Source organism: Kitasatospora sp. NPDC096077 (assembly GCF_040303245.1).
Taxonomy (GTDB): domain Bacteria; phylum Actinomycetota; class Actinomycetes; order Streptomycetales; family Streptomycetaceae; genus Kitasatospora.
Genome location: NZ_JBEOSV010000001.1, coordinates 21,045 through 33,890 on the forward strand (window position 1 = coordinate 21,045; position 12,846 = coordinate 33,890).

Genomic DNA, 12,846 nt, shown 5'->3' on the forward strand with positions numbered 1-12,846 from the left:
CCCGCTCGCGGGGCCCGCCACCTCGGCCGGGCCCCGCGAGGGGTGGGTGCGTACGGGGCCCGACCTCCTGATAGAACGATCGGGCCCTGCTCACCAGCGCCCGGAGAAACACCGTGAGGAAACCGTTCAGCCCGCTGTCCTACACCCCCGAGGAGAGCGCCCGGGACCACGAGGACTCCGCCGCGGGCAAGACCGGCACGGCGCGCCTGCGGTACATGGCCCAGGCCGCGCAGGACTGGACCGATGCCGAGTTCCACGAGCGCGCGCTGGCCCTGCTCGACGGAGTGGCGGCGGCCCGCCCCACCTTCCGCAAGCTGAAGTGGGCGCTCCCGGACTACGCGTCCGCCCTGTTCCGGGCGGGCCGGACGAAGGAGGCCTGGGCCACGATCGAGGCGGCGGAGAAGCACGCGCGCAAGGCGGGCGGCTCCGACGCCTACGAGGACCTGGCCGACTGCCTGGCCGCCGCCGGCCACCCGGCCCGGGCCGCCGACCACTACACGACCGCCCTCGACCTCCTGCTGCTGCGCGGTGACGACCCGCACCCCGCCCGGGCCCGCGGCAACCCCCGGACCGAACCGATCCCCCGGATCCGCGCAGCCCGCCACCGCGTGCGCGAACTGCTCGCCCCGGGCCGGGAGCAGGACCGGTCGGCCCGGATCGCCGCCTGCCTCGACGCCGTCCGAAACGTCGACCGAACCGCCGGCCAGGGACGGCGCGAGCTGGTCGTGAACCTGGCCGCCACGGTCGAGGTCACCGACCCGGGCGGCCCGGGCCACCTGATCCTCCAACACACCGAGACGCACGCCGAGTGGCGGCTGGCCCTGTCCGCGTGCGGCACCTTCGCCATGCTGCTGCGGGTAACCACGGGCCCTCCCCGCCGCCTCCGGAGACTCCGGACCGAACCGGTCGAACCCGCGGCCACCGACACCGAGCGGGCCATCCTGGACACCGTCCTGGAGGCCGGCTGCACCCTGCTCCGGGCCGAGGACGCCGAGTCCGCGGTGACCTGGCCCGGCCCGCTCGGCGAACCGGTCGACGGCCCGCTCCACCGGGCGCTGTTCGGCCCCCTCCCGGGCATCGGCGGGCGTCAGAAGCGGCAGGTCAGCAACTCGCCCCGGGCTGCACGGGCTTGAGGTCCACGAGGTAGCCGTCGACGGCGTCGGTCACGCAGGCGTTGCTGCGCCCGTAGGCGGTGTGGCCCAGACCCTGGTAGGTGAGCAGCATGCCGCCGGGGAGCTGGGCGGCGAGGCTCCGGGCGTCCTGGTACGGGGTCGCCGCGTCGCCGGTGGTGCCGACGACGAGGACCGGTGGCAGGCCGTCGGCCTGGACGCGGTGCGGCTTCGTCGGGCCGGTCGGCCAGGTGCGGCAGGTGAGGTCGGCGAGCACGGTGGCGGCGCCGAAGGGGCCGGACTCCTGGTGGGCGCGGTCGAGCAGCCGCCAGTAGGCCTGCGGGTCCTCGGGGTGCGGGTTGTCCAGGCAGTTGACGGCCGTCAGGACCTCGCCGCTGTTGTCGCGCGGGGCGGGATCGGCGGTGGCCTCGGCGGAACCGTCGCCCTGGAGGTCCTGGCCGTGGTCAGCGAGGTCCGCGAGCTTGCCGCCGTCGCCCTTGCACGCCGCGGTCAGGGCCTCGGAGAGCGGCGCCCACTGCGCCTCCGGCGTGTACATCGACGCGGTGAGGGCACCGTGCAGGGCGTTCTCGTCGAGCCGCCGGTCGCTGCCCTTGATCCGCAGCGGGTGGCGGGCGGTCTTCGCGTAGAGGTCGGCGATGAGCGTGCGGATGCCGTCCGGGGTGGCGGCCGGGCAGACCGGTCCGACGACCTTGGCACAGTTGTCGGCGTAGTCGTCGACGGCCTTGCGGAAGGCGCGGCCACCGCTCAACGCCTCCTCGGACCAGTCCTTCGCGGGGTCCATGGCGCCGTCGAGGACGAGGGCGCGCACCCGCTGCGGGAACTGCTCGGCGTAGATGGTCCCGAGGTAGGTGCCGTAGGACCAGCCGACGTAGCTGAGCTTGTCGTCCCCGAGCGCCGCGCGCAGTACGTCCAGGTCGCGGGCGGCGTCGAGGGTGCCGATGTGCGGGAGGATCTCGCCGCTGCGGGCCCGGCAGGCGGCGGCCGTGCGGTCGGCGTCGGCGAGGGCGGCCCGGCGTTCGGCGTCCGTACGCGGGTAGAGGGGCTGCGGCGCCTCGTCCCCGGCCTGGTCGGGCGCGTCGTCCGGCGGGGTGCAGTCCACGGCGGGCTTGCTGCCGGCGACGCCGCGCGGGTCGAAGCCGACGATGTCGAAGTGCGCCCTGGCCGCCTTGGTGAAGGAGTCGACGCCACCGTCCTTCAGCTGGTCGACGCCGGAGGCGCCCGGTCCGCCCGGGTTGAAGACCAGGTTGCCGATGCGCTGGTCCGGCATCGCGGTGGCCGCCTTGACGACGGGGAGGACGAAGGTCTTCCCGTTCTCCGGGTGGGCGTAGTCCATCGGGACGGTCAGGGTGGCGCAGCGCAGGTCGCCGCAGGCGGTCCAGGCGAGCTTCTGCCCGTAGAAGGGCTGGAGTGCCGGCCGGGACGAGGCCTCGACCGTCATCGTCGCCCGTGCGGCGGTCGCGCCGGGGGTGCAGGCCGCGAGCGGGACGGCACCCAGCACGGTCAGGGCCAGGGCGAGGGCGGCACGCTGCTGGAGGGCGCGGCCCGCTGTCCCGGGGACGCGCGCGGCCGACCGCTGCTCCCGGTGCTCGGCCGGCTGCCTGTTCCTGGTGAATCGCTGCACTGCTCCGGTCCCATCCCACGTCGGCTGTCGGGTACGGGGCAGGAGCTTGACCTGGGCACCGTGAGGTTTCGATGAAGCCGGTGCGGCTATCCTTGGCCGCCGTGCGAGTACTGGTGGTGGAGGACAACGACGACCTGCGGTTCGCCCTGACCGCTGCCCTGCGGGCCGACGGCCTCGCGGTGGACGAGGCGGCGGATCTACCCGGAGCCGACGAGGCGCTGTTCATCACCGACTACGACTGCGCCGTGTTCGACCGGATGCTGCCCTCCGGTGACGCCCTCGACCACGTGCGGGAGCTGCGCCGGGCCGGCCGTACCGTGCCGGTGCTGTTCCTCACCGCCCGCGACCGGGTCGCCGACCGGGTCGACGGGTTCGCCGCGGGCGGCGACGACTACCTGGTCAAGCCCTTCGCCGTGCCCGAGCTGATCGCCCGGGTCCGCAACCTGTGCCGCCGGGCCGGCACCGTCGCCCCGCCCGTGCACCGCCTGGCCGGCCTGGAGATCGACACCGCCCGCCGGCAGGTGCGCCGGGACGGCGTGCTGCTGCTCCTGACCGCCAAGGAGTTCGCCGTCCTGGAACTGCTGGCGACCCGCGCCGACCGGGCCGTACCGCGCGGCGAGATCGTCGAGAAGTGCTGGGACGAGATGGCCGAGCCCAACTCCAACGTGGTCGACGTCCTGGTCTCCCAGCTGCGCCGCAAACTCGGCGACCCGCCGCTGATCCACACCGTCCGGGGCGTCGGCTACCGGCTGGCCGAGGCCGGCCCGTGAGGGCGCCCCTGCGCCGGCACCGGCCCGTGAGGGCGCTCCTGCGCCGGCGCCGGAACACGGCCGCCCGCACCCCGGCCGAGCACCGGGCCCGACGGCTCCGCCGGCGCCTCACCGCCCTGTACGTCCTGACCAGCGCCGTCGGCCTGGTCGCCCTGGCCGCTTTCGCCGTCCACAGCGACGGCGTCTCCCGGCGCCACCAGACCGACAGCGAGCTGAAGGTGCAGGCCACCCAGGCCCTCACCGAGCTCTCCTTCGACGACAACGGCGCCCTCGACACCCACAACCTGGCCGAGTTCGTCGACGTCTCCTGCCCCGCCGTGACCGTGCTCTCCGGAAGCGGCGCCGACCACCTCCGGACCGTCTACACCCCGCGCCAGCCCTGCGCCCGCACCCACGCCCCCGACACCCTCGCCGCGGCAGCGGCGGCCGTCGAGGACGGCAGCACCGCCACCGTCGACGCCCACGACGACCGCGGCCACCCGCTGCGCCTGCTCGCCCAGGTCTTCACCGGCCCGGACGGCAACAGCACCGGCGGCGCCGTCGTGGTGGCCTCCGACACCGCCGCCGACCGGGCGGCCCACCGCGACCTCGCCCTCCTCCTGGCCGGCGGCTGCGCCGTCCTGCTGGCGCTCTCCGCCCTCGCCGGCCACCTGCTCTCCGGCCGCGCCATCCGACCCGCCGTGACCGCCGTGCACCAGCACGAGGCCTTCCTCGCCGACGCCGCCCACGACCTGCGCACCCCCGCCGCCTCGCTGCGCCTGCTCGCCGAGACCGCCCTGCGTGACGACGCCGCCCGCCCCGAGGCGCTCCGGCGCACCGTGAACCTGGCCACCCGTATGGGCGACCTGGTCGACGGCCTGCTCACCAGCGCCCGCCTCACCGCCGGGGTCACCGCCCTGGCCACCGAGCCGCTGCGCCTGGACCAGCTCGTCGAGACCGTCGTCGAGGACACCCACACCGACGGACACGGCGTCACCCTGCGCACCGAACCGACCGTCGTCGTGGCCGATCCGGACCTGCTCCGCCGGGCCGTCACCAACCTGCTGGCCAACGCCCTCACCCACGGCCACGCCCCCGGCCGGCCCGCCGAGGTCGAGCTCACCGTCACCGCCGACGGCGTCCTCACCGTGGACGACGCCGGACCGGGCGTCCCGCCCGAGCTCGCCGACTCGCTGTTCCAGCGCTTCCGCAGCGGCTCCGACTCCACCGGCACCGGCCTCGGCCTCTCCATCGCCGCCTGGACCGCCCGCGCCCACCACGGCACGCTCACCGTCACCACCAGCGCCCGCGGCGGCGCGCGCTTCACGCTGACGCTCCCGGTGAAACGGCGGCCCTGACACCGGACGGTTCGTACTCCCTCCGGCTCCTCACGAAAACCTCAGGTCGCCTCGGACACGCTGCGCGGAGCACCGAGAGGGGAACTCCCGTGACCACCACCGCCCGCCACCGCTGCGCCGTCGCCCTGCTGGCGGCCGTCGTCCTCGGCACCTTCCTCGCGGGGATCGGCGCCGCCACCCCGAGTACCGCGGAACCCCGCGGCGGAACGGTCCAGACCACGGCCGACCGGCTGCGGCCGCTCCACTCACTGCTCCGCCGGCACCACACGGCCCGCGCGTCCGTGCTCGGCCGACTGCGGCTGCGCCCGCTGACGGTGGTCCTCACCCGGACCGGCCGCTGAGCGGCTGCCGTCCTTCCGAAGGTGATCACCGGGTTTTCCGACATCCCCACACCTCCGGGATCGGCTACCTATCGTGGTCGGATGATCTCCCACGTCTGGACGCCCTCCTCGTTCTGGACCCCGCCGCTTCCGTTGCTGCCGGGCAGCGGCGGGACGGAGACCTTCACCCTGGGCCAGTGCCGGGAGTTGACGCGTCGGGGCATCGACAACCAGGTGGTCACCTTCCGCCTCGGTGAGCAGGACGGCCGGGCGCAGGCGCCCGACGTGCGCTTCACCGGCTACCCGGCCCCGGACGACGTCGGCCAGCTGGACGGCGAGGTGATCCTGGCCACCGAGCCGCTGCGGATCCCGACCGTCCGGGTGCCGTACGTGATGATGCACAACCTTCCGCTGGTCGGCCGGGATCCGGCGTTCTACCGGGACGGCTACGCGGCTCACCGGCTGCTCGCGCCCAGCGCCGCCGCCCTCGGGTGGGCCGCCTTCCTGGGACTCGACCCGGGCGGGATCGGCGTCGTCCACCCGTTCGCCGGCGTCGAGTTCGCGACCGAGCCGGAGCCGGCGCGCGGGGCCGGCCCGGTGCGGGTGCTGTTCGCGGGACGGCTCGGCCCCGAGAAGGGGATCTACACGCTGTTCGAGGCCCTGCACGCGTTCGCCGGGGACGGGGACTTCGCGTTCACGGTGGTGCTGGCGGGCGGCCAGGACGCCGCCTACCCCCTGGTCGAGCCGCTGGTACGGGCCCACCCGATGATCGAGGCGGTGGCACCGCGCACCTCCGCGCGGGAGATGGCGCGGCTCCTGGTGACGCAGGACGTGGTCGTGATGCCCAGCCACAGCGTCCTGTGGGTCGAGCCGTTCGGCACCCTGTCCGCCGAGGCGCAGCACGCGGGCTGCCGGGTGGTGGCCAGCGACCTGGGCGGCCTGCCCGAGTCCGATTGCGGCGGCCTGGTGCTGTGCCGCCCCGACGACCCGCTGGCGCTGGCCCGGGCGATCCGCCGGGCGGGCGCGCTCGGCCGTCTGACACCCGCCGAGCGCAGGGCTGCCGCTGGCCACCGCACCGTCGCGCACTCGGTCGACGAACTGTTGACCGCGCTGAACGACGGGCTGCCCGTCCTCAGCTGAGGCCCGCCGCGCCGACGCGCGGGGCGGCCACCCGGCGGTAGATCTCCCGGATGCCGTCGACCCACCGCTCGGCACCGTAGACCCGGGTGGCGCGGTCCACGCAAGCCTGTCGGCGTCCTGCCGAACCTGACGCCAGCACGTCGACCAGCGCCTTCGCCAGCGCGACCGGATCCCGCGGCGGCACCAGCGCCCCGACGCGCGGGTCGGCGACGCTCCAGCGCAGGCCGCCTACACCGGTCGCCACGACCGGTGTGCCGCAGGCCATCGACTCCACGGCGACCAGGCCGAAGGGCTCGTAGTGCGAGGGCACGGCCGTGACGTCCGCGGCGCTGTAGTAGCGGGCCGTGGCCGCGTGCGGAACCGGTCCACGCAGGTCCACGCTCCCGGTCAGGCCGTGCCGCTCGACCAGCGCCGCCAGCGACTCCGGGCCGCCACGCCGCTCCGGCGCCTCGCCGCCCACGACGACGAGCACCGCATCGGGGAGCGTCCGGCGCACGAGGGCGAAGGCGGGGACGAGATCCTCCCAGCCCTTGCGCGGTTCGAGCCGCCCGACGAACAGGACCACCGGGACGTCCGCCGGCAGGCCCAGTTCGGCGCGGGCGAGGGCGGGGTCGCGCGGGGTCAGGAGCTCGGTGTCCACCCCGGGAGGAACCATGCGCAGGGTGTCGCGCGGCGTTCCCAACAGCCGCCGCAGGTCCGTGAGTTCGCCGGGACTGCTGGCCACGACTGCGGCGGCGCGCAGACCGATGCGCCGTTCGACCCGGTGCCTGGCCGCGAAGTGTTCGCCGTCCTCGTCGGCCGTGTCCCGCCCGATCGCCGCCCGGCGCACCACCCCCAGGGAGTGGTGGGTGTGCACCAGCGGTACCGGGTGGCGGTCGCCGAGCCGCAGGGCCGCGACGGCGGAGTACCAGTAGTGACTGTGCACCACGTCGTAACCGCCCACCTCCTCGTGGAGCCCGACGACCCCCGCGCAGAACTCGTCGAGGACGTCGCCGAACCGCTCACGCGGCAGCGGCCCGACCGGTCCGGCCGGCACCCGGACGGTCCGTGCGCCCGGGGCGATCGGCTCCTGCCGGGCCAGCCGCCCGTCCGCCCAGCGGGTCACGACGTCGACCGTGCAGCCGGAGCCGGCCAGCCGTCTCGCCAGCTCCCGGACGTAGACGTTCTGACCGCCGCAGAACTCGCCTCCCGGAGTGGCCAACGGGTCGGCGTGGTCGGAGATGTGCAGGACGCGCATGCTGCTACCTCGGCGGGGACGGAGTCGGTCGGATTCGTCGTACGGGGGATGTCGTACGGGGGATCAGGGCGCCGGCGGCCGAAGGTCTCCTCGATCCAGCGGGCGTCCGTCAGGTAGCGGCGGTCGTGGCCCTCCGCCACGTGGCGGCCGAACGCCGGATGACCCGCTGCCGCCTGCTCGCGCATCCAGGCGACGAGCGCTCTCAACCGCTCCGCCGCCGTGGCGGGCAGTCGGTCCCGCTCGTCCTGGGAGAGACCGTAGGAGTCGGCGAACAGGAGGAGCCGGCGCTTCGCCTCGGGTACCGGCAGGGTGTGTTCGACCTCGTCCGGGGCGTACAGCGGGACGAAGCGGTAGGCGGTGTAGGCGGCATCCCACAGCCGGGGGCCGGGGTGGGCCGTGTCGAAGTCGATGAAGGCGACCGGAAGACCGTCCCGGAAGACCGTGTTGTACGTCGCCGCGTCGCCGTGGCAGATCACCTCGGCCGGCTCGCGAGCGGGAAACTGCCAGACGTCGCCCGGCTCCCGGACGAAGTCGGCGGAGGCGTCGTGGAGGGCACGCAGCAGCCGTCCCGCGGCCACCAGCGAGGCGTCGCTCCGCACCTCGGGCGCGGCGAAGTCGTGCCCCACCGTTCCGGGGAGGTACTCGACGAGCTCCTCGGCGGCGTCGTCGCCGATCCCGTACGGGCGCGGCGCACCGGTGAATCCGGCCTCGCGCAGCTGCGCCAGCAGGCGCTGGACGGTGCCGCTCCAGGGGCCGGCCGGGCGCCGGACCAGGCCGCCCTCCCGGGTGACCAGGTTCACGCCGCCGACGAACACTTCCCGATCTTCCACCGGGCCAGGCTAACGAGGACGCGCGCCCTCGGCAGCCGGAATCCCACGATCCTCCGTATCCGCACGCCCGGAAGTCCCAGGCGCAACGCCGTGGTCAGGCCGAGTCCTTGACGATCGACCAGCCGCCGTCCACCACCAGGCTCGCCCCGGTGATGTAGGAGGCGTCGGAGGAGGCCAGGAAGGCGACGGCGGCGGCCACCTCCTCGGGGGTGCCGAGCCGCTTGGCGACCGTGCCGGCCACGCTGTCGGCGCGCCCGGCCTCGTCCACCCGGTCCCAGGCGGGGGTGAGGATCGGGCCGGGCAGCACGGTGTTGACGCGCACCCGGGGCCCGTACTCGACGGCGAGCTGGCGGCCGAGCGCGCACAGCGCACCCTTCGCCGCGGCGTACGCCGGGTGGCCGGGCAGCCCGACCAGGGCGTGCACCGAGGAGGTGAGCACCAACGTGCCCTCACTGTCGGCCAGTTGGGCGGCGAAGGCACGGACCGCCAGCCAGCTGGCCTTGAGGGTCACGGCAAGTTGGCCGTCCCACTCGGTCTCGTCGAGTTCGTGCGCGGGCTTCACCACGACGGCGTAGGCGTTGCTGTGCAGGACGTCCAGGCGGCCGTAGCGGCGGGCGACGTGCTCGGCCAGCTCCTCCCACATCGCGGCGGAGCCCACGTCGCCGTGGCGGTACTCGGCCCGGCCGCCCGCGCGGGTGATGGCGTCCGCCAGCTGCTGCCCGGCCTCGTCGGCGATGTCGACGGCGATCACCGCCGCGCCTTCGGCGGCCAGCCGCCGGGCGGTCGCGGCGCCGATGCCGCTGGCGGCGCCGGTGATCAGCGCGACCCGGCCCTGAAAGCGTCGGCAGGTGTGCTCGTTCATGCGGTCACCGCGGTCCTCGGTCGTGGTCGGGGAGGGGCCTCAGCCGGTAGCTCGTTTCGGCCTCCGCCTCGATCGTCATGATGCCAGGGGTGGTGGTGCGGACGGCGGACGTCACCGCCCGGATGCCCGGCGGCAGTTGCACGGTGAGACGCTGGGCCCGGGTGGTGCGGACGGTCGCTTCGGTGAGGCGGCCGTCGGCCCAGGACAGGTCGACGGTGCTGCCGCCGCGCGCCCGAAGGCCGGTGGCCCGGCCGTCGGGCCAGGCGGCGGGCAGGGCGGGGAGCAGCCGCAGCACGCCGTTGTGGCTCTGCAGCAGCATTTCGGCGACGGCGGCGGTGAGGCCGAGATTGCCGTCGAGCTGGAAGAGGTCCGGCGGGTGGAGGCCGAACAGGTTGGGCGCGGTGTAGTCGGTGAGCAGGGAGCGGAGGGCGCGGTGGGCGAGGTCGCCGTCGCCGAGGCGGGCGGCCAGTGCGGCGGCCCAGGCGGCGCTCCAGCCGGTGCTGCCGCCACCGTGGGCCAGCCGCCGTGCCAGGGCGAGGCGGGCGGGCGCGACCAGGGCGGGCGCGGTGAGGGGGTCGATCGCGCTGCCCGGGTGGAGGCCGTGGAGGTGGGAGAAGTGCCGGTGGCCCGGGTCCTCCTCGGGCAGGTCGCGCCACCATTCCAGCAGCCGTCCGTCGGGACCGGTCGCGGGCGGGCGCAGCCGGGCGCGGGCGGTGTCGAGGGCAGCCGTCAACTCCTGGTCGGTGTCCAGGAGTCGGGCGGCGGCCGCAGTGGTGGCGAAGAGTTCGGCGGTGAGCCAGTGGTCCAGGGTGGCGCCGGCGGTGACGGCGGCGAGGCCGCCGTCGGGGAGCCGGAAGTGGTGCTCGGGCGAGGTGGAGGGGCAGGTGACCAGGGTGCCGTCGTCGTCCTCGGTGAGCAGGTCGAGCAGGAAGCGGGCGGCGTCGCGCATCAGCGGGTAGGCGTGGTCGGCGAGGAAGTGCCGGTCGCCGCCGAAGAGGTAGTGCTCCCACAGGTGGGCGCAGAGCCAGGCGGCGGCGGTCGGCCAGTTGGCCCAGGACGGCGAGCCGCTGACCGGGTTGGTGGCGCGCCACAGGTCGGTGTTGTGGTGGACGGTCCAGCCGGCGGCGCCGTAGTAGGTGCGGGCGGTGCGGGTGCCGGGTTCGGCGAGGTCGGCGATCAGGTCGAGGAGGGGTCGGTGGCAGTCGGCCAGGCCGGTGGTCTCGGCGGGCCAGTAGGCCATCTGAAGGTTGATATTGGTGGTCCAGTTGGCGTTCCAGGGCGGGGCGACCTCGGTGTTCCAGAGGCCCTGGAGGGTGGCCGGCTGGCCGCCGGGGCGGGAGGAGGCGATCAGCAGGTAGCGGCCGTAGGCGAACTGGAGGGCCGTCAGGCCCGGATCCTCGCCGCCGGCCCGGACGGCGGCTAGCCGTTCGTCGGTGGGGCGGTGGTCCGGTGGCCCGGCTTCGAGGCTGAGCGTGCAGGCCCGGAACAACCGCCGGTGGTCGGCCAGGTGTTCGTCGAGCAGTTCCCGGTACGGCCGCCGCTGCGCCGCCAGTTGCTCCAGCGCCTCGGCGAGCGGCCCTTCCTCCGGGCCGACGGGTGGCGTACCGGGCCCCCGGTAGCCGGTGGCCACGGCGACCAGCAGCAGCACCTCGTCGGCGCCGTGAACGGTCACCGCTCCGCCGCTCCGCGCCACCCGGCCTCCGGTCGCCAGCACCCGCAGTCCGGCGGCGAAGCCCGTGCCCTCGCCGTCCCGGTAGTGGGCCGGATCCTCCTCGCCGAAGGCGACGTGGGCGGGCGCCCGGCCGGTGACGGCCAGAGTGCCCGGGGCCGGGTGGTGGTGGCGGGCTCCCGGGTGCGGGGTGGCGAACCGGGCGGTGAGGGTGACCGCACCGAGGGTGGAAGCGCTGATCCGGGTGACCAGCAGTCCGGCGGGCGCGGAGGCGAAGGACTCCCGTAGCAGGTCGACACCGTCGGTACGGCAGGACACCCGGTGGACGGCGGCGTCCAGGTCCAACAGCCGTACGTGGTCCGACACTTCGCGGCCTGGAAACGCCAAGTTCAGCGTGGCCAACGGCTGGAAGGCCTCGGTGAACGGCCCCTGCATGTGCTCGGCCAGCCGGTCGGCGAGGCCGGGCGCCCGCTCGTCGAGGACAGCGGCCCTCAGCGCCGCCAGGTTCTCCGCCGCGCCCTCACGATCACGCGGGCCGGGCCCGCCGGACCACAACGTGTCGGCGTTGAGGTGGACGGTCTCCTCGGCGGCGCCGCCGTACAGCAGCGCGCCGAGGCGGCCGTTGCCCAGCGGCAGTGCCTCCAGGAAGCCGGTGGCCGGTCCGCGGTACCACAGTTCGGTCGGGGCGTGGGACAACTGAGCGCTCCTGTCGACGAGTTCCTTGAGCCGCCCGCCGAGCTCAGCCGGCCGGCGGCGCGGTGCTCCCCCGGACGATCAGCTCCGGGCGCATCAGCTGCACCGAGTTGGCGGGGGTGCCGGTCTTGGTGAGGGCGCGCAGCAGCAGTTCGGTGGCCTGCCGGGCCATCTCCCGCTTGGGGATGGACACCGTGGTGAGCGCCGGGTGGGTGAGCAGGACTTCGGAGATGTCCTGGCCGATCAGCGAGAGGTCGTGCGGCACCGAGCGCCCGGCCGCCCGGGCGGCCTCCAGGGCGCCGAGGGCGAGCACGTCGTGGGTGGTGAACAGCGCCGTCACCCCGGGGTCGGTGGCGAGCAGCGCCTCCGCCGCGGCGAAGCCGCCCGCCGGGGTCGGTGCGGCGGCGTAGCGGACGGCGTCGTCGGGGACGGTGAGCCCGTCCGCGGCGAAGGCCCGGCGGAAGCCGGCCACCCGCGCGGTGTGGGCCGGGCTGGCGAGCACGGCGACCCGCCGGTGGCCGAGTTCGCGCAGGTGGCGGCCGGCCAGGTAGCCGGCCCGCTCATAGTCGATGGTGACCACCGGGAAGCGGTCCGGTGCCTCGGTCTCCCAGGCGCAGAGCACCACCGGGAAGCGGGCGTCGGAGAGCAGCGGGAGGTGGCCGAGCAGGTCCTGGTCGCCGGCGATCAGCAGGGCGTCGACCGAGCGGCTGGTGAGCCCGGCCAGGTGTCGCCGGGCCCGTTCGCCGTCCAGCCGGGTGGTGCAGAGCAGCAGGTGGTGGCCGGCCTCCTCCAGGACGTCCTCGACCTCCTCGACCATCTCCCCGTAGAACGCGCCGGCCACGGTGGGGACGAAGAAGCCGACGGTCCTGGTGCTGCCGGTGGCCAGGGAGCGGGCCACCAGGTTCGGGGTGTAGCCGAGTTCGTCGATCGCCGCACGTACTCGGGCGGCCGTGGTCGGGCGGACCGCGACCCGGCCGGTGATGACGTTGGAGACGGTCTGCTTGGTGACCCCCGCCCGCTCGGCCACGTCCTGCATCGTCACCATCGGCGTTCCCTCGTATTTGACCGGTTAAGTGGAGCAGCTCGCAAAGTAGTCACGCCACGTCACCCCGTCAAGCCACCTGCGCCTCACGACCTTTGGTCCAGCCGGGATCCACCGGGGACGCGGCGTCCAGGGACGGTTCCCGTTCCGGATTTCTTCGACCGGCCTCTTGTTTTACCGGTCAAAGCCGCACTA

General features: G+C 74.8%; 11 protein-coding genes. 5 read left to right on the plus strand and 6 right to left on the minus strand.

Annotated features, from left to right (window positions below; genetic code table 11):
- Positions 1-113 precede the first annotated feature (113 nt).
- Positions 114-1,133, plus strand: a complete 1,020-nt coding sequence (locus tag ABTZ03_RS00110; protein ID WP_350510541.1) for a hypothetical protein — start codon at positions 114-116, stop codon at positions 1,131-1,133.
- On the opposite strand, the gene ABTZ03_RS00115 is transcribed toward ABTZ03_RS00110, so the two are convergent.
- Positions 1,102-2,751, minus strand: a complete 1,650-nt coding sequence (locus tag ABTZ03_RS00115; protein WP_350510542.1) for an alpha/beta hydrolase — start codon at positions 2,749-2,751, stop codon at positions 1,102-1,104. The two genes, ABTZ03_RS00110 and ABTZ03_RS00115, sit on opposite strands and share 32 nt — an antisense overlap.
- Positions 2,752-2,852: 101 nt before the next feature.
- On the opposite strand from ABTZ03_RS00115, the gene ABTZ03_RS00120 reads away from it, so the two are divergent.
- From ABTZ03_RS00120 to ABTZ03_RS00135, 4 genes are all read left to right on the plus strand, one after another.
- Entirely contained in the window at positions 2,853-3,521 is a 669-nt protein-coding gene (locus ABTZ03_RS00120) for a response regulator transcription factor (RefSeq protein ID WP_350510543.1), read from the plus strand.
- A 26-nt stretch (positions 3,522-3,547) separates the two neighbouring features.
- Positions 3,548-4,858: a sensor histidine kinase gene (locus tag ABTZ03_RS00125; protein WP_350510544.1), complete on the plus strand. Its 1,311-nt coding sequence runs from the start codon at positions 3,548-3,550 to the stop codon at positions 4,856-4,858.
- An 89-nt stretch (positions 4,859-4,947) separates the two neighbouring features.
- Positions 4,948-5,199 (plus strand): hypothetical protein, encoded by a 252-nt coding sequence (locus tag ABTZ03_RS00130; RefSeq protein WP_350510545.1) that lies wholly within the window; start codon positions 4,948-4,950, stop codon positions 5,197-5,199.
- 81 nt (positions 5,200-5,280) lie between these two features.
- Complete coding sequence (locus ABTZ03_RS00135; RefSeq protein ID WP_350510546.1) at positions 5,281-6,318, plus strand: glycosyltransferase family 4 protein; 1,038 nt, start codon at positions 5,281-5,283, stop codon at positions 6,316-6,318.
- Here ABTZ03_RS00135 and ABTZ03_RS00140 read toward each other — a convergent pair.
- The 5 genes from ABTZ03_RS00140 to ABTZ03_RS00160 all read right to left on the minus strand — a co-directional run bounded on the left by ABTZ03_RS00140 (position 6,311) and on the right by ABTZ03_RS00160 (position 12,654).
- On the minus strand, positions 6,311-7,519 hold the full coding sequence (locus ABTZ03_RS00140; protein WP_350510867.1) for a glycosyltransferase: 1,209 nt from the start codon (positions 7,517-7,519) through the stop codon (positions 6,311-6,313). The genes ABTZ03_RS00135 and ABTZ03_RS00140 overlap by 8 nt on opposite strands.
- On the minus strand, positions 7,420-8,385 hold the full coding sequence (locus ABTZ03_RS00145; RefSeq protein ID WP_350510547.1) for a phosphotransferase enzyme family protein: 966 nt from the start codon (positions 8,383-8,385) through the stop codon (positions 7,420-7,422). The genes ABTZ03_RS00140 and ABTZ03_RS00145 overlap by 100 nt, the downstream gene beginning before the upstream one ends.
- Positions 8,386-8,479: 94 nt before the next feature.
- Entirely contained in the window at positions 8,480-9,247 is a 768-nt protein-coding gene (locus ABTZ03_RS00150; protein WP_350510548.1) for an SDR family NAD(P)-dependent oxidoreductase, read from the minus strand.
- A gap of 4 nt (positions 9,248-9,251) precedes the next feature.
- Complete coding sequence (locus ABTZ03_RS00155; RefSeq protein WP_350510549.1) at positions 9,252-11,612, minus strand: glycosyl hydrolase family 95 catalytic domain-containing protein; 2,361 nt, start codon at positions 11,610-11,612, stop codon at positions 9,252-9,254.
- 43 nt (positions 11,613-11,655) lie between these two features.
- Entirely contained in the window at positions 11,656-12,654 is a 999-nt protein-coding gene (locus ABTZ03_RS00160) for a LacI family DNA-binding transcriptional regulator (RefSeq protein ID WP_350510550.1), read from the minus strand.
- Between the last annotated feature and the right edge of the window lie 192 nt (positions 12,655-12,846).

Excerpts from the sequence above, each read along its gene's own strand:
- ABTZ03_RS00150 (WP_350510548.1), bottom strand. The coding sequence starts at position 9,247 with ATGAACGAGCACACCTGCCGACGCTTTCAGGGCCGGGTCGCGCTGATC.
- ABTZ03_RS00160 (WP_350510550.1), bottom strand. The coding sequence starts at position 12,654 with ATGGTGACGATGCAGGACGTGGCCGAGCGGGCGGGGGTCACCAAGCAG.
- ABTZ03_RS00135 (WP_350510546.1), top strand. The coding sequence starts at position 5,281 with ATGATCTCCCACGTCTGGACGCCCTCCTCGTTCTGGACCCCGCCGCTT.